Annotated in this window: 16 protein-coding genes; 6 read left to right on the top strand and 10 right to left on the bottom strand. The window is 70.4% G+C overall.

Going from position 1 to position 17327, the window contains the following annotated elements:
* Positions 1 to 355: 355 nt before the first annotated feature.
* Positions 356 to 1927 (bottom strand): glutamine-hydrolyzing GMP synthase, encoded by a 1572-nt coding sequence (guaA, locus tag NE236_RS06645; RefSeq protein ID WP_252840912.1) that lies wholly within the window; start codon positions 1925 to 1927, stop codon positions 356 to 358.
* A 214-nt stretch (positions 1928 to 2141) separates the two neighbouring features.
* On the opposite strand from guaA, the gene NE236_RS06640 reads away from it, so the two are divergent.
* Positions 2142 to 3059, top strand: coding sequence for a zinc metalloprotease (locus NE236_RS06640; protein WP_252840911.1), 918 nt, complete (start codon positions 2142 to 2144; stop codon positions 3057 to 3059).
* On the top strand, positions 3038 to 3829 hold the full coding sequence (locus NE236_RS06635) for a DNA alkylation repair protein (RefSeq protein WP_252840910.1): 792 nt from the start codon (positions 3038 to 3040) through the stop codon (positions 3827 to 3829). Before NE236_RS06640 ends, NE236_RS06635 begins: the two co-directional genes overlap by 22 nt.
* Positions 3830 to 3956: 127 nt before the next feature.
* Here the strand turns inward: NE236_RS06635 and NE236_RS06630 are convergent, their stop codons facing one another.
* On the bottom strand, positions 3957 to 4181 hold the full coding sequence (locus NE236_RS06630; protein ID WP_252840909.1) for a hypothetical protein: 225 nt from the start codon (positions 4179 to 4181) through the stop codon (positions 3957 to 3959).
* A gap of 194 nt (positions 4182 to 4375) precedes the next feature.
* On the opposite strand from NE236_RS06630, the gene NE236_RS06625 reads away from it, so the two are divergent.
* Together NE236_RS06625 and NE236_RS06620 are read left to right on the top strand one after the other, a co-directional pair.
* Positions 4376 to 4603: a FitA-like ribbon-helix-helix domain-containing protein gene (locus NE236_RS06625; RefSeq protein ID WP_252840908.1), complete on the top strand. Its 228-nt coding sequence runs from the start codon at positions 4376 to 4378 to the stop codon at positions 4601 to 4603.
* Entirely contained in the window at positions 4600 to 5004 is a 405-nt protein-coding gene (locus tag NE236_RS06620) for a type II toxin-antitoxin system VapC family toxin (RefSeq protein WP_252840907.1), read from the top strand. The genes NE236_RS06625 and NE236_RS06620 overlap by 4 nt, the downstream gene beginning before the upstream one ends.
* A 17-nt stretch (positions 5005 to 5021) precedes the next feature.
* Here the strand turns inward: NE236_RS06620 and NE236_RS06615 are convergent, their stop codons facing one another.
* Both NE236_RS06615 and NE236_RS06610 read right to left on the bottom strand, forming a co-directional pair.
* Entirely contained in the window at positions 5022 to 6743 is a 1722-nt protein-coding gene (locus tag NE236_RS06615; protein ID WP_252840906.1) for an FAD-dependent oxidoreductase, read from the bottom strand.
* An 11-nt stretch (positions 6744 to 6754) separates the two neighbouring features.
* Entirely contained in the window at positions 6755 to 8332 is a 1578-nt protein-coding gene (locus NE236_RS06610; protein WP_252840905.1) for a succinic semialdehyde dehydrogenase, read from the bottom strand.
* A gap of 201 nt (positions 8333 to 8533) precedes the next feature.
* On the opposite strand from NE236_RS06610, the gene NE236_RS06605 reads away from it, so the two are divergent.
* The gene (locus NE236_RS06605) at positions 8534 to 9202 is read left to right on the top strand and encodes a TetR family transcriptional regulator (RefSeq protein WP_252840904.1); all 669 of its coding nucleotides are present in this window, start codon (positions 8534 to 8536) and stop codon (positions 9200 to 9202) included.
* A 60-nt stretch (positions 9203 to 9262) separates the two neighbouring features.
* On the opposite strand, the gene NE236_RS06600 is transcribed toward NE236_RS06605, so the two are convergent.
* The 4 genes from NE236_RS06600 to guaB form a co-directional block, all read right to left on the bottom strand.
* Positions 9263 to 10558: a phospholipase D-like domain-containing protein gene (locus tag NE236_RS06600; RefSeq protein WP_252840903.1), complete on the bottom strand. Its 1296-nt coding sequence runs from the start codon at positions 10556 to 10558 to the stop codon at positions 9263 to 9265.
* 151 nt (positions 10559 to 10709) lie between these two features.
* Positions 10710 to 12455 (bottom strand): glycerol-3-phosphate dehydrogenase/oxidase, encoded by a 1746-nt coding sequence (locus NE236_RS06595; RefSeq protein WP_252840902.1) that lies wholly within the window; start codon positions 12453 to 12455, stop codon positions 10710 to 10712.
* 103 nt (positions 12456 to 12558) lie between these two features.
* Positions 12559 to 13671 carry a GuaB3 family IMP dehydrogenase-related protein gene (locus NE236_RS06590; protein ID WP_252840901.1) on the bottom strand — a complete coding sequence of 371 codons (1113 nt, stop codon included), beginning with the start codon at positions 13669 to 13671 and terminating at the stop codon, positions 12559 to 12561.
* Between the two features lie 57 nt (positions 13672 to 13728).
* Complete coding sequence (guaB, locus tag NE236_RS06585) at positions 13729 to 15225, bottom strand: IMP dehydrogenase (RefSeq protein ID WP_252840900.1); 1497 nt, start codon at positions 15223 to 15225, stop codon at positions 13729 to 13731.
* Between the two features lie 138 nt (positions 15226 to 15363).
* Here guaB and NE236_RS06580 point away from each other — a divergent pair, with 138 nt between their 5' ends.
* Positions 15364 to 15750 carry a DUF5319 domain-containing protein gene (locus NE236_RS06580; RefSeq protein WP_252840899.1) on the top strand — a complete coding sequence of 129 codons (387 nt, stop codon included), beginning with the start codon at positions 15364 to 15366 and terminating at the stop codon, positions 15748 to 15750.
* A 27-nt stretch (positions 15751 to 15777) separates the two neighbouring features.
* On the opposite strand, the gene NE236_RS06575 is transcribed toward NE236_RS06580, so the two are convergent.
* Positions 15778 to 16539, bottom strand: coding sequence for a hypothetical protein (locus NE236_RS06575; RefSeq protein WP_252840898.1), 762 nt, complete (start codon positions 16537 to 16539; stop codon positions 15778 to 15780).
* Positions 16536 to 17123 (bottom strand): sigma-70 family RNA polymerase sigma factor, encoded by a 588-nt coding sequence (locus NE236_RS06570; protein WP_252841151.1) that lies wholly within the window; start codon positions 17121 to 17123, stop codon positions 16536 to 16538. Before NE236_RS06570 ends, NE236_RS06575 begins: the two co-directional genes overlap by 4 nt.
* Between the last annotated feature and the right edge of the window lie 204 nt (positions 17124 to 17327).

Genomic DNA, 17327 nt, shown 5'->3' with positions numbered 1-17327 from the left:
TCCGACCACGCCCGCACGTGCCGGTGCGGCGACCACTTATGGCCGGCCGCCTATATCGCCGCTTCGCGCGACGGCGCCCCTCGCCGTCATCAAGGAGCACATCGACAACCAGAAACGCCCCGCCCGAGCGGGACACCGTTCCGACGCGGCGCTACGGTGCTCTGCGCCGCAGGGCTCGGGATCCGAGGGCCTGCGCATCGCCGCCGTCGTCAACGCGGTCGCCGCCACGCTCGATGCCGAGGGCGTGCTCAGCCCGGCGTGACCCGCCGCGAGCCGCAGGTCGAGGGCCGACCGGCGGCGGGCGCGGCTCGCGGGAGCCGGGCGCGCCGCCTAGGCCGGGCACGGGGCCCGGCCGTCACTCCCACTCGATGGTGCCGGGCGGCTTGCTGGTGATGTCGACCACCACGCGGTTGATCTCACGGACCTCGTTCGTGATCCGCGTGGAGATCCTCTGCAGCACGTCGTACGGCAGCCGCGCCCAGTCGGCCGTCATGGCGTCCTCGCTGGTCACCGGGCGCAGCACGACGGGATGGCCGTACGTGCGGCCGTCTCCCTGCACCCCCACCGAACGAACGTCGGCGAGCAGCACGACGGGGAACTGCCAGATGTCGCGGTCGAGGCCGGCGCGCGTGAGCTCCTCGCGGGCGATCGCGTCGGCCTCGCGCAGCACCTCGAGGCGCTCCCGCGTGACGGACCCGATGATCCGGATGCCCAGGCCGGGGCCGGGGAACGGCTGGCGCCACACGATCTCCGCCGGCAGGCCCAGCTCCTCGCCCAGCCGCCGCACCTCGTCCTTGAACAGGGTGCGCAGCGGCTCCACGAGCGAGAACTGAAGATCTTCGGGGAGCCCGCCGACGTTGTGGTGGGACTTGATGTTGGCCGCGCCGGTGCCGCCACCGGACTCGACGACGTCGGGGTAGAGCGTGCCCTGCACGAGGAACTCGACGGCCTCGCCGTGCTCCTCGACGATCTCGCGGGCCGCCTCCTCGAAGACGCGGATGAACTCCCGGCCGATGATCTTGCGCTTGGTCTCCGGGTCGGTGACGCCCTCGAGCGCCCCGAGGAACCGCTCGGCCGCGTCGACGACCTTCAGGTCGACACCGGTGGCGGCCACGAAGTCCTTCTCGACCTGCTCGGCCTCGCCCTTGCGCAGCAGCCCGTGGTCGACGAAGACACAGGTCAGCCGCGAGCCGATGGCGCGCTGCACGAGTGCCCCGGCCACCGCCGAGTCGACGCCCCCGGACAGCGCGCAGATCGCCCGCTTGTCACCGACCTGGGCGCGTACGGCCTCGATGGACTCCTCGGCGATGTTGACCATCGTCCAGGACGGCCGGCAGCCCGCGGCGGTCAGGAAGTGCTTGAGCACCTCCAGGCCGTGCCGGGTGTGCATGACCTCGGGGTGGAACTGCACGCCGTAGAGTCCGCGGGCGGTGTCCTCCATGGCGGCGACCGGTGCGCTCTCGGTGCTGGCCGTCACCACGAAGCCGGTCGGGGGGACGCTGCACGTGACGCGGTGCGACATCCACACCGACTGGTCGGTGGGCAGACCCGCCAGGAGCGTGCCCTGGTCGAGGACCTTGAGCGGCGTCGCGCCGTACTCGGCGATGTCGGAGTTGGCGACCGTGCCGCCGAGCTCCTTGGCCATGGCCTGGAAGCCGTAGCAGATGCCCAGCGTGGGCACTCCGGCCTCGAAGAGGCCGGTCGGCACGGGGGGCGCGCCGGGTTCGTACACCGACGCGGGGCCACCGGACAGGATGATCGCCTTTGGCCGTTTGGCCAGCATCTCCTCGACCGGCATGGTCGAGGGCACGATCTCGCTGAACACGTGGCACTCGCGCACGCGACGGGCGATGAGCTGCGCGTACTGCGCGCCGAAATCGACAACGAGGACCGTGTCGAAGGACTGCTCGACTGACTCGACGGACACCGAGAACGCCTTTCGGAAGTCGGATCGTCCCCAGTCTAGGGGCCTCCTGCCTGCGTGAACGCCGCGGCCGTCGGATCCGACCCGGCACCGATGGCCGGGGGACACCGACACGCCGTGATCACTCCGGCGCGTTTTCACCCCTTTGAGATCTTTATTTGGCAGTATTTCGGACTCCCCCGCTTTTCCTCCGTCCCCCTGCCAGGAGGCCCCCCATATGCGTTCAGCCGCAGCGCTGACCGGACTCACGACCGTCACCCTCGCCCTGCTGCCGATCACCGGCGCCGCCGCGAAGACCACCACCCCCGGAACGGCCGCAGCCGTGTCCTCGTGCACGACTCCGTCCGCCTCCGCGCGCACCGCTTCGGCGGGCGTTCACAAGCGCGACAAGAACGACGTCTCGCCCGCTCAGGCCGCCGCCCTGGACCGCGAGCTCAAGTCGATCCTCGCCCGCCGGCCGTCGATCCAGGCCACCACTCCCCACCAGGTCCCGGTGTACTTCCACGTCATCCGCGCCGGAAAGGGCAAGAAGGGCGACATCAGCCGTAAGCGCATCGACCAGCAGATCGCCGTCATGAACAAGGCGTACGGCGGGTCGAAGACCGGCTTCTCCTTCGTCCTGAAAGGGCGCGACTGGACCACCAACACCAAGTGGTTCAACGCGCCCGACACGTACGAGAAGACGCTCAAGACCAAGCTGCGCAAGGGCGGCGCCGGGACGCTCAACATCTACAGCGGCGCGCTGTCCGACGGTCTGCTCGGCTGGGCGACCTTCCCCTGGCAGTACAAGAGCAAGCCCGCGATGGACGGCGTCGTGATCCACTACGCCACGATCCCCGGCGGCTCCATCACGCACTACAACCTCGGCCAGTCCGCGACGCACGAGACCGGGCACTGGCTCGGGCTCTACCACACGTTCGAGGGCGGCTGCCAGAAGCCCGGCGACTACGTCGACGACACCCCGTACGAGTCCGAGCCGGCCTACAAGTGCCCGACCGGCAAGGACAGCTGCACCGCACCGGGCAAGGACCCGATCCACAACTTCATGGACTACTCCTACGACACCTGCATGACCCAGTTCACCGCCGGACAGGGCGTCCGGATGCAGCAGGAGTGGACCGCCTACCGCGGCTGATCCACCCCGACACGACGAAGCGGGCGGCGTTCGCCGCCCGCTTCGTCGTGTCCGCGGACCATACTGACCGGGTGGACGCCGTGGACACCATCACCGCCGAGCTGCGCACTCTGGCCGATCCTGCCCGCGCCGAGCAGGAGAAGCGCTACCTGAAGAGCGATCTGCAGCACGTCGGCGTCCCGATCCCGGTGATCCGCAAGATCGCCGTCCGCGCCGCGCCCGGGCTGGGCCGCGAGCAGACCCTCGCCCTCACCCACGAACTCTGGCGCAGGCCCGTCCACGAATGCCGGATGGCCGCCGTCGAGGTCCTGATCCGGAACACGCCCCTGCTGGAGGCGGAGGACCTCACGGTCGCCGAGCACATGATCCGTGAGTCACGCACGTGGGCGTACGTCGACGCCATCGCCATCAAGGTGGTCGGCGCCCTCGTCGCCCGCCATCCGCCGCTCGCCACCACACTCGACCTCTGGTCGGCCGACGAGAACTTCTGGATCCGGCGCACCGCGCTCCTCGCCCTGCTCCCGGGCATCCGCGCCGGCGACGGCGACCTGGCCCGGCTGTCCACGTACGGCGACGCGCTGATCGAGGAGCGGGAGTTCTTCATCCGCAAGGCTCTGGGGTGGGTCCTGCGCGAGCTCTCCAAGAAGGACCCGGACTGGGTGACCGCGTGGGTCCGCGACCGGACGGACCGCATCTCCGGCATTACCATCCGCGAAGCCGTCCGCCACCTCCCCGACCGCGACACCCTCCTGACCGCCTACCGGTCCTGACCGTCAGGCGACAAGATCGATAAGATGTTCGCCGCCGCCGTTGACGTGCCAAAAAGGCAGACAGCGCAATCCGGCGTCCAGGGCGGCGGCAAAGAGGCAACGGTGACGGCAAAGCCGCCCGGCGCGGCTACTTGGTGGCGTCGGCCAGACGGGTGATGGCCGTTGCGGCCTGGATGTACTTGTTGTGGCCCAGGTCACCGATGGTCTTGACGTTGAACGCCTTCTTCAGCGCCTCCGCATCGCTGTCGCTGATTCCGGCGATGGCCTCCACCGGAGCGTTCATCAGCCCCTTGAGGTCGGTGTTCTCGTATTCCTTGTCCAGCAGCTTGTCCAGATCGGCCGAGACCGGCATCGTCCGTACACCTCCACCTGTGTCGACTTCGCGAGGTGACCATCACTTCACAGTAGGCAGCCTTCCCGAATGTCGTCATTCGGGCACGTCGCGCAGAGGAGATCGTTTTTGGGGTAATTCGGACCAGTCTGAGGCCGAATGCCCGTCTCTTATTTCTGCATGCTTACTGCATGCAGAGGCGCTAGGCTCGAGACATGGGAACCGTGGTCCAGGTACGCGACGTCCCCGACGATGTCATCGCCAAGCTCAAGCAGCGTGCGGAGGTCCGAGGGCAGTCGCTCGCCGCCTATCTGCGTGACCTCATGGCGGAGGCGGCCTCCGTCCCTTCGATCGAAGAGGTCATGGATCGGATCTCCACCCGGCCGCCGATCAAGTACAGCCTGGACGATGTACGGGACTTCATGGATGACGGTCGCCGATGACGTTCGTCGTCGATTGCTCGATCATCATCCGGTTGCTGGCCAATCTCGAGGGCGACGATCTTCTGCGTCGACGCCTGGCCCGACGGGTACACGCTCCGGCTCCCATCGACGCGGAGGTGTCCAGCGTCGTGCGCGGTTTCACGATCACCAGTAAGCCCGAGGTCCGGATCACCGCCGAACGGGCACGGCAGATGCTCACCGACTACGCCGACCTGAGCATCACCCGCTATCCCATGCGGCCCCTCCAGCCACGGGTCCTGGAGCTTCGGAACAACCTGACGGCTTACGACGCGATGTACGTCGCGCTCGCCGAAGCCCTGCACCTGCCGCTGCTCACCGACGATGCGAAGTTCGCCGGGGCGGCCGGCCATCTGGCCGAGATCCACCATTATCCGAACTGACGGACCTCCGGCCGTCGTCAGGCCGGGGTGATGGGGAGGTGGAGGGCGGCGGGGGCGTCGGCGGGGACGGCCGGGTTCTTCGGCGCGACCGGGGTGAGGCGCGTGTACGGCGTGCCGAGCGCCGGGCGGGGGTCCTGCTCACCGCGGTTGGGCCAGAAGGCCATGGCGCGTTCGGCCTGGGCGGTGATGGTGAGCGACGGATTCACACCGAGGTTGGCCGAGACCGTGGAGCCGTCCACGATGTGCAGGCCCGGGTGGCCGTACGCGCGGTGGTAGGGGTCGATCACGCCCTCCTCCGGTGAGTCCCCGATCGCGCAGCCGCCGATGAAGTGCGCGGTGGTCGGGATGTCGAACAGATCGAGCCAGGTGCCGCCCGGGAAGCCGCCCATCTCCTCGGCCAGCATGCGGACCGCCCGGTGCGCCTGGGGGATCCAGGTGGGGTTGGGCTCGCCGTGGCCGCGCCGGGCGCGCAGCCCGCGCCCGGACGGCGACGGCTCGACGGTGATCGAGTTGTCGTTGGTCTGCATGACCAGCGCGATGATCGTCCGACGTGACCAGTTGCGCAGGTTCGGCAGGCGGACCAGGTCCCAGGGGTGGGTGGCCAGCTCGCCGAGGAACCTCGCCCAGCGGGGCACGCGCCCGCCGCCGTCGATGAGGAGGGAGCGGAGGGCGCCCATGGCGTTCGAGCCGGGGCCGTAGCGGGTCGGCTCGATGTGGGTGCGCTCGTCCGGGTGGAACGACGACGTGATCGCCAGTCCGCGCGAGTGGTCCTCTCCCCGGCTGCGGAACCGCTCGACGCCGAGGATGGCCTCGGAGTTGGTCCGGGTGCGCACGCCGAGACGGTCCGACAGGTGGGGCAGCGTGCCGGTGACCTTCATGCGGTGCAGCAGCCGCTGGGTGCCGTACGTGCCCGCCGCGACGACGACGTGCTCGGCGGTGAGGGTGCGCCGCCAGCGGGCGCCGCGGCGGCCGGTGCGGGTGAGCGTGACCTCGTACCCGCCCCCGGGGCGGGGGCGTACGGCGGTGACGGTCGCCATGGAAATGATCTTCGCGCCGGCGTGTTCGGCCAGGTAGAGGTAGTTCTCGGTGAGCATGTTCTTGGCGCCGACCCGGCAGCCGGTCATGCATGATCCGCACTCGGTGCACGTCGCGCGGCGCGGTCCGGCGCCGCCGAAGTACGGGTCGTCGACCGGCTTTCCCGCCTCCTCGCCGAACAGGACGCCCACCGGGGTGAGGTGGAAGGTGTCGCCCCGGCCCATGCGGTCGGCCACCCGTTTGACCGCCCGGTCGGCGGGGGTCATGGTCGGGTTCGGGCGGACGCCCAGCATCCGCTTGGCCTGCGCGTAGAACGGCGCGAGCTCGGCCTTCCAGTCGGCGATGTGCCGCCACTGCGGGTCGTCGAAGAACGGCTGCGGCGGCTCGTACAGCGTGTTGGCGTAGACGAGCGAACCGCCGCCGACCCCGGCGCCGGCGAGCACGAGGACGCGGGAGTCACGCTGGCCGCGCAGCAGGTGGATGCGCTGGACCCCGGTCATCCCGAGGGCGGGCGCCCAGAGGTACCGGTGCGCGCGCCAGGACGTCTTCGGCAGGTCGCGATGGCGTTCGCCGGGGGCGCCGTCGGGATCGTCGAAGCGGCGGCCGGCCTCCAGCACCGCGACGCGGTAGCCCTTCTCGGTGAGACGAAGGGCGGTGACGCTGCCGCCGAAACCCGATCCGATCACCAGGACGTCGTAGTCCATCGCGTGCGCTCCTACCTGAGGCGAAGGCGTTTCAGCAGCTTCTGGCCACCGGCGATCACGGCGGCGTACGTCTCGTACGACATGCCGAGGACCGGTTCGAACCCGAATCCGTGCTGGCTGGCGATCGTCTGGGCCTCGGTGTAGCGGAGAAGCCCCTCCGCGCCGTGCCGGCGGCCCACCCCGGAGTCCTTCATACCGCCCATAGGCGCGTCGTAGGAACCGTACGCGGCGGCGTACCCCTCGTTGATGTTGACGGTGCCGGCCTTGATCCGCGCGGCGACACGGCGGCCCCGCGCGATGTCGCCGGTCCAGACGCTGGCGTTGAGCCCGTACGGCGTGCCGTTGGCGAGGCGCACCGCCTCGTCGTCGGAGGAGAACGGGTAGAGCGCGACGACCGGGCCGAAGGTCTCGTCCGCGCAGAGCTCCATCGCGTCGGTGACGCCCTCCAGGACTGTGGGCTCATAGACGTACGGTCCGACGCCGGGCCGCGGCCGCCCGCCGGCGAGGACCTTCGCGCCCTTGGCCACCGCGTCCTGGACGTGCCGGGCGACGGTGTCGAGCTGGCGCTCGGAGGTGAGCGACCCCATGTCGGCGTCGAACCCCGCGCCCAGCCGCATGTTCTTGACGCGGTGGACGAGGCGTTCGGCGAACCGGTCGTAGATCTTCTCGTGCACGTAGAGGCGTTCGATCGAGATGCACAGCTGGCCGGCGTTGGTGAAGCAGGCGCGGATGGCGCCGTGGGCGGCGTGCTCGACGTCGGCGTCGTCCAGCACGACCATGGGGTTCTTGCCGCCGAGTTCGAGCGAGTAGCCGATCAGGCGGTGCGCGGCCTTGTCCGCGATGGCCCTCCCGCCCCGGGTCGAGCCGGTGAACGCGACGTAGTCGGCGCTCTCGATCAGGGGATCGCCGATGTCCGCCGGGTCGCCGATCACGACCTGCCAGAGGTCTTCGGGCAGCCCGCACTCGACGAGCAGGTCGAGCGCCCACAGGCTGGACAGCGCGGTCTGGGTGTCCGGCTTGTGCACCACCGCGTTCCCGGCGAGCAGGGCGGGCACGGCGTCGGTCAGGCCGAGTGCGAGGGGGTAGTTCCACGGCGAGATGACCCCGACCACGCCTTTGGGGTGGCGGAGCTCGATGACGCGGGTGGCGCCGGGCATGACGCCCTGCCGGCGGCGCGGCCGCAGCAGCCCCGGGGCCCGCCGCGCGTGGTAGAGCGTGCATCCCGCGGCGTCGACGACCTCTTCGAAGGCGTGCCGGCGCGCCTTGCCTGTCTCCAGCTGGACCAGGTCGAGGATCTCCGCCCGGCGGTCGAGGATCGCGTCGTGGAATCGCAGGAACGGCTCGGCGCGCCGGGCCGGTGACAGCCGCGCCCACGACTCCTGGGCGGTGCGGGCGCGCGCGTACGCGGCGGTGACGTCCGCCCCGGTCGAGACGGGCAGTGCGGCGAGCGGCCCTCCGGTGAACGGCGCGGCGATCCGCACCGTCGCGCCGCTGGACGCGACGCGGGAGGTGAGCCGCTCGACCACCTCGGGGGCGATGTCCGGAACGGTGACGCGCGTGCCGGTGGACGCCGCTGCGGGTGCGTTCATGAAGGGCACTCTAAGACGTGAGACGTCCTCATGGCTACTGTCCGGTAATTGCTTACTTGCGTGGTCAACGCGTTGGTACCTGTCCTCAATGCCATTTCGGCACGTTCCAGAGTCACCTTGTTCTGCATTTGCTGGCTCGGATTGCGGTCCACGGTGTATTCCGGAGAGGCAGGCCCGGATGGACCACGACGAGGGGGCAGAATGATCTCCAACCCGCACGAGTCCGCTGTCAAGGACGAGGCCCGCACACCCCGCCAGGAGCGACGCGCCCAGACGCGGGCCGCTCTTCTCGACGCGGCGGAGCGGCTGTGGGCCGAGCGCGGGATCCGCGGAGCCTCGCTCGACGAGATCGCCGCCCAGGCCGGGCTCACGAAGGGCGCCGTCTACTCGAACTTCGCCAGCAAGTCCGACCTGGTCCTCGCGCTGCTCGAGCGCTACACCCAGGCCGAGCCCGGCCTCGGCTCCTGTCCCGCCCTGCACGACTCCGACCGCGCGCCGGACGAGCGGTTCGCCGACGTCGGCCGGCACTACGCCGAGCGGCTGTCCGACGAGGAGACCCGGATGCGGGCGCTCCTGCTGGTCGAGCTGTGGCTCTTCGGGATGCGCGACTTCTCGGCGGGCTGGCGGATCGCCGACTGGTACCACGCCCGCCGGGAGGAGCTCGCCGCCGACCTGGCGACCGGCTCTTCGGAGATGTCGCCCGAGGACCGTGCCTCACTCGCCATGGCGATCGAGTTCGGGCTGGCGCTGCAGCACCTGCTCGACCCCGAGCGGGTGCCTGCCGAGCTGTACGGCTCCGGCGTCGGCCTCCTTTTGGGACCGTCGTCCGGCGCCGAGCGCCCCGGGCCGTTCGGCGACGACGGAGGATGACGGTCGCTCGGCCCCGAGCGGCCGCCGCCGGGGGCACGCGCGTGCCCCCGGCGGCCCGCGTCAGCTGTCGTTCTCGGAGGTGTCGTCGGCGTTGTCCGGCTCGACGACGCCGGGCGCCACGGACCGGGCGTCGGCGGACTTGATCGCCTTGCCGTGGCCGAACACCGTGCCGAAGTTCGCCACGTACTGCTTCTCTAGGGCGGCGTCGGTGACGGTGAGCAACGTCTCGTCGTGGCCGTGGAAACCGGGGTCGGTGTAGTTGCTGCTGCCGGTGGAGACGATCTTCTGCTTCTTGCCCCGGTACCGGCCGTCGATCAGCAGGTACTTGGAGTGCTCGTAGGCGTGGCCGTTCTCCGGCAGGTACCGCAGCTCGGGGCCGCCGTGCTTACCGCCGGACTTCGTCAGGTCGTGCAGGACTCCCTGGCCCACGTGGCCGAACACCACCTGGACCCGGCACCCCGCGTTGTCCAGTCGCCACAGCCGCTGCGCGATCGGCCGCCAGGTGAAGTGGCCCATGACCAGCCGGATGCGGGTACCCCCGGCGCACGAGACCTTGTCCAGGGACTGGCTGACCGGGTCGCCCGACGACCAGGGGAAGAAGTCCAGCGTGTACTTCCCGGTGTGCACGATCCGGTGGTAATTGCCGGTGTGGTGCTGCTTGGCGAGGCCGTAGAAGTACCGCCGGTACGCCGCGTACACCCCCGCGCTCTTCAGCGTGAGCGCGTCGTTCCACTGCAGATCGCGCGAGTTGTACGTCGCGTTGGCCGAGGTCTGCAGCACGACCTTCTTGGCCCGCCGGGTAGTGGAGAAAAGGAAGAACTTGTTGTGGTTGAACCGCGGCCCGATGCAGCCGCGGCCCTTGGCGCACAGGGTCACCCAGGAGGACTTCCTGCGGTTGGTGCCGAGCGCCTTCTTCAGCGTCTTGTACGCCTTGTAGCGCGACGACTCGTAGTCCAGCACCACACGCACGTTGACCTTGCGCTTCTTCGCCTTGGCGAGCTGCTTGGCCAGGTCCTGCGTCGAGAAGTGGTACATCGCCACGTAGATGACCGCGCCCTTGGGAGCGCCGGAGATCAGCTGGGCGATCTGGGTCGCGATCGCGTGCTGCTTGGTCTTGCCCCCGGTCGGGGCGTTGAAGATGGGGCCGGTCCGTACGATGGCCTTCCGCCGGGCGGCCTGGTCGCCGAGCAGCTCGCGCTCGCTGAGCGCCTGAGCGTCGATGCCGGACCCGGCCGCGCGTACGGCGGCGGCGGCGCGCCCGGAGGCGGGCGTCGCGGCGTCTCCCTCCGTCGCGACGCCGGCGACCAGCAGACCGGTCGCGAGTACTCCAACCGTGCGCGTCAGCGACTTCGCCACACGAACTCCTGTCCATTATGCGGGAATTAGCGGCTTTAGCCCGCAAACGATACAGGAGTTTCTTGGAGCAAATATCGACAAAAAGGGGTATTCGACGAGAACTAGGCGGCCGGAACCGGCCGCCTAGTTAGTGCTCACATTCCGGAAAGCCTCAGGGAGAGGCGGTCGGGACGATCTCCGGAGCCCCGCGACGGGTCGCGTCCGCCTCCTGGTCGTCCACCTGCGCCTGGGAGTCACGCTCCGCCTCGACGCGCTTGTGGTAGTACTCGATCTCCCGCTCGGTCTGCTCCGGGGACCAGCCGAGTTCCGGCGCGAGGAGTTCGGCGGTCTCCCGCGCCGCGCCGACCCCGCGGTCCCACGTCTCGATCGAGATCCGCGTCCGCCGGGTCAACACGTCGTTGAGATGCCGGGCCCCCTCGTGGCTCCCGGCGTAAACGATCTCCGCGCGCAGGTAGTCCTCCGCGCCCTCCAGCGGGCGCCCGAGGTCCGGGCGCTCCTCGATGAGGGCGAGCAGGTCCTCCGTCAGCGTGCCGTAGCGCCGCAGCAGGTGCTCGATGCGCGCGACGTGCAGCCCTGAGGACTCGGCCAGGCGGTGGCGGGCGTTCCAGAGCGCCTGGAAGCCGTTGCCGCCCACCAGCGCGATCTGGTCGGTGCAGGACGCCGGCACCTTGCCGTCCAGCCCGTGCGCGACCGCGTCCACGGCGTCCTTGGCCATGACCCGGTATGTGGTGTACTTCCCGCCCGCGACGACCACCAGGCCGGGCACCGGGTGCGCGACCACGTGCTCACGGGACAGCTTCGAGGTCTCCTCCGACTCCCCGGACAGGAGCGGGCGCAGCCCGGCGTACACGCCTTCCACGTCGTCGTGGGTGAGGGGCGTGTTGAGCACGGCGTTGACGTGTTCGAGGACGTAGTCGATGTCGGCCTTGGACGCGGCCGGGTGGTCCTTGTCCAGGTCCCAGGCCGTGTCGGTGGTGCCGATGATCCAGTGCCGCCCCCACGGGATGACGAAGAGCACGGACTTCTCCGTGCGCAGGATCACACCGCTGGAGGAGTGGATGCGGTCCTTGGGCACCACCAGGTGCACGCCCTTGGACGCCTTGACGTGGATCTGGCCGCGCCCGCCGACGAGCTCCTGGATGTCGTCGGTCCACACGCCGGTCGCGTTGACGACCTGCTTGGCGCGCACCTCGATGTCCTGCTCGGATTCCAGGTCCCGGACCCGTACGCCGGTCACCCGCTCGCCCTCCCGCAGGAAGCCGACGGCCTGGACCCGCGAGACGATCTGGGCGCCGTAGGCCGCCGCGGTGCGCAGCACGGTCGTCACGTAGCGGGCGTCGTCGACCTGGGCGTCCCAGTACTGGATCGCGCCGACGAAGGCGTCACGCTTCAGCGACGGCGCGATGCGCAGCGCCTGCGTACGCGTCAGGTGCCGGTGGTGGGGCACGCCGCGGTCCTGCCCCACGGAGAGGGACATCGCGTCGTACAACGCCACGCCGGCCCCGATGTAGGCGCGCTCCCACACGTGGTGGGTCATCGGGAACAGGAACGGCACGGGCCGGACGAGGTGCGGCGCGATGCGGCCGAGCAGCAGCCCGCGCTCGGTGAGCGCCTCACGGACCAGCTCGAAGTCGCGGTGCTCGAGGTAGCGCAACCCGCCGTGGATCAGCTTGGACGACCGGGACGACGTCCCGGAGGCGAAGTCGCGGGCCTCCACCAGGGCCACGGTCAGGCCCCGTGTCACGGCGTCGAGCGCCACGCCGGCGCCGACGATGCCGCCGCCGACCACGACGACGTCGAACTCCTCACCGCCCCCGAGCCGGTCCAGCGCGGCCGCGCGCTCGACCGGACCGAGACGCGACCGGTTCACCTCGTTCTCAGGCTCCTCAACCGCCATGGCGCACTCCCTTGGACGTCTGCGCTGACCACGCTACGTCGCTATCCCGTCCGTCACAAAACGCTTACCCAGCGGCGGAGCGCGTTAAAAAGGACGGAGGGCGTCAGTGGGGCGCCACCACGACCTGGACGCGCTGGAACTCCTTCAGGTCGGAGTAGCCTGCGGTGGCCATGGCGCGCCGGAGCGCGCCGATGAGGTTCATCGAGCCGTCGGCGACGTTGGACGGGCCGTACAGGATCTGCTCGAGCGTGCCGATCGAGCCCAGCTCGACGCGTTTGCCGCGCGGCAGCTCCTCGTGGTGCGCCTCGCTGCCCCAGTGGTAGCCCCGGCCGGGCGACTCCGTCGAGCGGGCGAACGGCGAACCGACCAGGACCGCGTCGGCACCGACCGCGAGCGCCTTGGCGATGTCGCCGGACTGCCGCATGCCGCCGTCGGCGATGACGTGGACGTACCGGCCGCCGGACTCGTCGAGGTAGTCGCGCCGGGCCGCCGCGACGTCGGAGACGGCCGTCGCCATCGGCACCGCCACGCCGAGGACCGTACGGGTCGTGTGGCCCGAGCCGCCGCCGAACCCGACGAGGACCCCGGCCGCGCCGGTGCGCATGAGGTGCAGGGCCGCGGTGTAGGTCGCGCAGCCACCGACGATCACCGGGACGTCGAGGTCGTAGATGAACTGCTTGAGGTTGAGTGGCTCGGCCCGCCCGGAGACGTGCTCGGCGCTGACCGTGGTGCCGCGGATGACGAACAGGTCGACCCCGGCGTCGATGACCGCCTTGTGGTACTGGGCGGTGCGCTGGGGCGACAGCCGCGCCGCCACCGTCACCCCCGCGTCACGGATCTCCTCGATGCGCCGCCCGATCAGCTCCTCCTTGATCGGCTCGGCGTACAGCTCCTGCAGCCGCCGCGTCGCCGCCGCGTCGTCGAGCGAGGCGATCTCGGCCAGCAGCGGCTCGGGGTTCTCGTAGCGGGTCCACAGCCCCTCGAGGTCGAGCACGGCCAGGCCGCCGAGCCGCCCGATGGCGATCGCCGTCGCCGGGCTGACCACGCTGTCCATCGGGGCGACGACCAGCGGCATCTCGAAACGGTAGGCGTCGATCTGCCACGCGACGCTGACCTCCTCCGGGTCACGGGTGCGCCGCGACGGGACGATGCCGATCTCGTCGAGCGCGTACGCCCGACGGCCGCTCTTGCCCCGCCCGATCTCGACCTCAGCCATGTACGTCCTCTCCCATGCTTCGGCCGTGACAACGACGGGGCACGGCCGGGAAAACTCTCAGCGGACCTGGTAGTTGGGCGCCTCGACGGTCATCTGGATGTCGTGCGGGTGGCTCTCCCGCAGGCCCGCCCCGGTGATCGGCATGAGCACGCCGTTCTCCTGCAGGTCGCCGATGGTGCGCGAGCCGGCGTACCACATCGCCTGGCGCAGCCCGCCGATGAGCTGGTGGGCGACGGCCGCGACCGGCCCGCGGTAGGGCACCTGGCCCTCGATGCCCTCGGGGATCAGCTTGTCCTCGCCGGCGACATCTTCCTGGGAGTAGCGGTCCTTGCTGAACGACCCGCCGCGCTCGCGGTTCTTCATCGCGCCGAGCGAGCCCATGCCCCGGTAGGTCTTGTACTGCTTGCCGTTGATGAAGATCAGCTCGCCGGGGCTCTCCTCACAGCCCGCGAGAAGCGACCCCAGCATCACCGTGTCGGCGCCCGCGGCGATCGCCTTGGCGATGTCGCCGGAGTACTGCAGGCCGCCGTCGCCGATCACCGGAACACCCGCGGCGCGGCACGCCAGCGCCGCCTCGTAGATGGCGGTGACCTGCGGCGCCCCGACGCCGGCGACCACCCGCGTCGTGCAGATGGAGCCGGGGCCGACCCCGACCTTGACCCCGTCCGCGCCGGCGTCGACCAGCGCCTGCGCGCCGGCCCTCGTCGCGATGTTGCCCGCGATGACGTCGGCGCCGCTGTTGGCCTTCAGCTTGGCGACCATTTCCATCATGCCGCGCGAGTGTCCGTGCGCGGTGTCCACCACCAGGACGTCGACACCGGCCTCGACCAGCGCCTTCGCGCGCAGCTCGGCCTCCTCGCCCACGCCGACGCCCGCCCCGACCACGAGCCGCCCGGCGGCGTCCTTGGTGGCGAAGGGGTACTGCTCGCTCTTGGTGAAGTCCTTGACCGTGATCAGGCCGCGCAGGCGCCCGGCGCCGTCGACGAGCGGGAGCTTCTCCACCTTGTTCGCGCGCAGCAGCGCGAACGCCTCGTCGCGGGACACCCCGACCGGCGCGGTGACCAGCGGCATCTTGGTCATGACCTCGCGGACCGGGCGCGCGGTATTGGTCTCGAACCGCATGTCCCGGTTGGTGACGATGCCGACGAGGACGCCGTCTGCGTCGGTGACCGGCACACCGGAGATCCGATAGTGGGCGCAGAGCCCCTCGACGTCGGCGAGGGTGTCGTCCGGCGAGCAGGTCACCGGGTTGTTGACCATGCCGGCCTCGGAGCGCTTGACCAGATCGACCTGCTGGGCCTGCTCGTCGATCGGCAGGTTGCGGTGGAGCACGCCGAGCCCGCCCTGGCGAGCCATGGCGACGGCCATCCGCGCCTCGGTGACGGTGTCCATGGCGGCGGACACGAGGGGGATGCGCAGCGTGATCGACCGCGACAGGCGCGTCGTCGTGTCGGCGTCACCCGGCGCGAGATCGGAGTACGCGGGCACGAGCAGCACGTCGTCGTACGTGAGGCCCTGCGGGGCGAACTTGGCGGACTCGGGCGCGGAACTCATGGGCATCATCCGGTAAGGGTCGCGGTGTCGGGCCTGATCAGCGGAGCGTTGCCCCCATCCTAGTCGGGGCCGGCGAACGGCCGCGAAGGGTCGCGACAAGGAACGAATCGGCGGCCGATACTCGGGTAGCGTGGGTTTGTGCACGATGACGCTCCGCTCGATCCCTTCGCGAACGATCCCGAAGACCCGGCCGCCGCGCTCGGCGATCCGAGCGACGAGACCGCTCCGCTGAGCACGACCGAGCGGGAGGACGTGCTGGCCGACCTCGCGGACCTGGAGGTCTTCCGCGCCCTGCTCGAACCCCTCGGCATCAAGGGTCTGACCGTCGACTGCGGCGACTGCGGCAGGGCTCACCACATCGACTGGGATCTCCTGCACGGCAACCTGCGCCACCTGCTCGACGAGGGGCTGCCCCGGGTCCACGAGCCCGCCATCGCAGCCGCGCCGGAGGACTACGTCAGCTGGGAGTACGCCCGCGGCTACGTCGACGGCGTCATCGACAGCGAGGAAGGCCAGTCGAGCTGAGGCCAGTCGAGCTGAGCCAGACACGCCCTAGCTTCCGGCATCGCGAGACCGTCCCTTCCTCGCCGAGGTGCGCCGCCGCGACCGGTCGGAAGGCGTGACGAACGTCTCGTCCGGCGGCTTCGACGTGGCGGAGGGCGTGGACGGAGTCGGTGAGAGATCGGCCGGCGCGGTCGGGGACAGCGTCGGCGACGGATCTGCGGAGTGCCCCGCACGCGGTCCACGGGACCCGCGGGGCCCCCCGAGGCCGCTCCCCTTCTTGGTCGGTCCCGAAGACGGGGTCGCCGGCGCCTCGGACGTCTTCGTCGGGGAGGGCCGCGGTGAGGGGTTCGCCTCGGGCGTCCTGTCGGCGGCGGGCTGAGGGCGCGGCCCGCCGGGGAACGCCCGGACGATCGCCTCGAGACGGGGCTTGGAGCGTTCTGACACCTCGAGACGTGCCGAGTGCGCATGGGCCTTCGGCGCGCGATCACCCCCGCCGCCGGCGACGGCGGCGCCCGCCGTCGTCAGCATGACCGTCACCGCGCCGAACGTGACGAACGCCCGGACGACCGGACGCCCCGACGTCTTCGCGCCTGCGCGCGAGATGCGGGCCGGGGCGGGCAGCGGCGGTGCGTCCACGTCGACGTCGGCGACCAGGGCGGCCAGCAGGCGCGCGGCCGGATCATCGGAGATCGTGGATCCGTGGCCCAGGTCGGTGACGCGGCGGGTGGCCAAGGCGTCGAACAGATCGCCGCTACGGCTGATCTCACTGAGGTCGAGCGGCTCGGGAGTGGCGGTACCCCCACCGGTCAAGCGATCGACTCCTCACTCGCCATCGCTCGAAGACGGGCGAGAGCCCGGTGCTGGGCGACGCGGACGGCCCCGGCTGACATGCCCAGTACATTACCGGTCTCCTCGGCGGACAGACCCGCCACCACCCGCAGGAGGACCAATTCCTTCTGATGATCTGGCAACCTGTCGAGAAGGTCACGCGCACGCTCGGCCTCGATGTAGCGGACGACCGTCTCCTCAGGCCCCGGCCGCTCGTCGGGGCCGTCGGGCAGGTCCTCGGTCGGCACGGCGGCCCGGATGGCGCTGCGCAACGCGTCGGCGATCTTGTGCGACGCGATGCCGAAGACGAACGAGGCGAACGGCCGGCCCATGTCCCGGTAGCGCGGCAGCGCGCCGAGCACGGCGATGCACACCTCCTGGGCCACGTCGTCCGCGATGTGATATTGCCCCGACACCCGGCCGAGCCGTGCCCGGCAGTAACGTACGACCATCGGACGCACCCGTCCGATCAGGGATTCGACCGCTTCCGGGTCCCCCTGGACGGCAAGGCTCGTCAGTTCCCTGAGCTCGTTGTCGTCCGCCTTCGCCGGACGTCTCCCCCGTATTTCGTCGGCAGCACCCCGAACCGCGGCCCCGGCGATCGCTCCCTCGGTCACGAAAGCATGATGCCCACCGAGATCGCGCCTGTCTGCATCGTTTGTGACAACGGAATGGTCACAGTGCTGATCCCTACCCACATAAATCACCCAGCGTGACCGTCTCGGTCCATTTGGTCACTGAACGCGCACGCCGAACGACGGATGCCCCCG

Origin of the sequence: Actinoallomurus purpureus, from assembly GCF_024055795.1 — a bacterium.
In the GTDB taxonomy this organism is placed as follows: domain Bacteria; phylum Actinomycetota; class Actinomycetes; order Streptosporangiales; family Streptosporangiaceae; genus Actinoallomurus; species Actinoallomurus purpureus.
The sequence above is the reverse complement of the archived record's forward strand: the minus strand, read 5'-3'. Positions and strand labels throughout refer to the sequence as shown.

Excerpts from the sequence above, each read along its gene's own strand:
- NE236_RS06620 (WP_252840907.1), top strand. The coding sequence starts at position 4,600 with ATGACGTTCGTCGTCGATTGCTCGATCATCATCCGGTTGCTGGCCAAT.
- NE236_RS06640 (WP_252840911.1), top strand. The coding sequence starts at position 2,142 with ATGCGTTCAGCCGCAGCGCTGACCGGACTCACGACCGTCACCCTCGCC.
- guaB (WP_252840900.1), bottom strand. The coding sequence starts at position 15,225 with ATGAGTTCCGCGCCCGAGTCCGCCAAGTTCGCCCCGCAGGGCCTCACG.
- NE236_RS06610 (WP_252840905.1), bottom strand. The coding sequence starts at position 8,332 with ATGAACGCACCCGCAGCGGCGTCCACCGGCACGCGCGTCACCGTTCCG.
- NE236_RS06590 (WP_252840901.1), bottom strand. The coding sequence starts at position 13,671 with ATGGCTGAGGTCGAGATCGGGCGGGGCAAGAGCGGCCGTCGGGCGTAC.
- NE236_RS06625 (WP_252840908.1), top strand. The coding sequence starts at position 4,376 with ATGGGAACCGTGGTCCAGGTACGCGACGTCCCCGACGATGTCATCGCC.
- NE236_RS06615 (WP_252840906.1), bottom strand. The coding sequence starts at position 6,743 with ATGGACTACGACGTCCTGGTGATCGGATCGGGTTTCGGCGGCAGCGTC.
- NE236_RS06630 (WP_252840909.1), bottom strand. The coding sequence starts at position 4,181 with ATGCCGGTCTCGGCCGATCTGGACAAGCTGCTGGACAAGGAATACGAG.
- NE236_RS06595 (WP_252840902.1), bottom strand. The coding sequence starts at position 12,455 with ATGGCGGTTGAGGAGCCTGAGAACGAGGTGAACCGGTCGCGTCTCGGT.
- NE236_RS06605 (WP_252840904.1), top strand. The coding sequence starts at position 8,534 with ATGATCTCCAACCCGCACGAGTCCGCTGTCAAGGACGAGGCCCGCACA.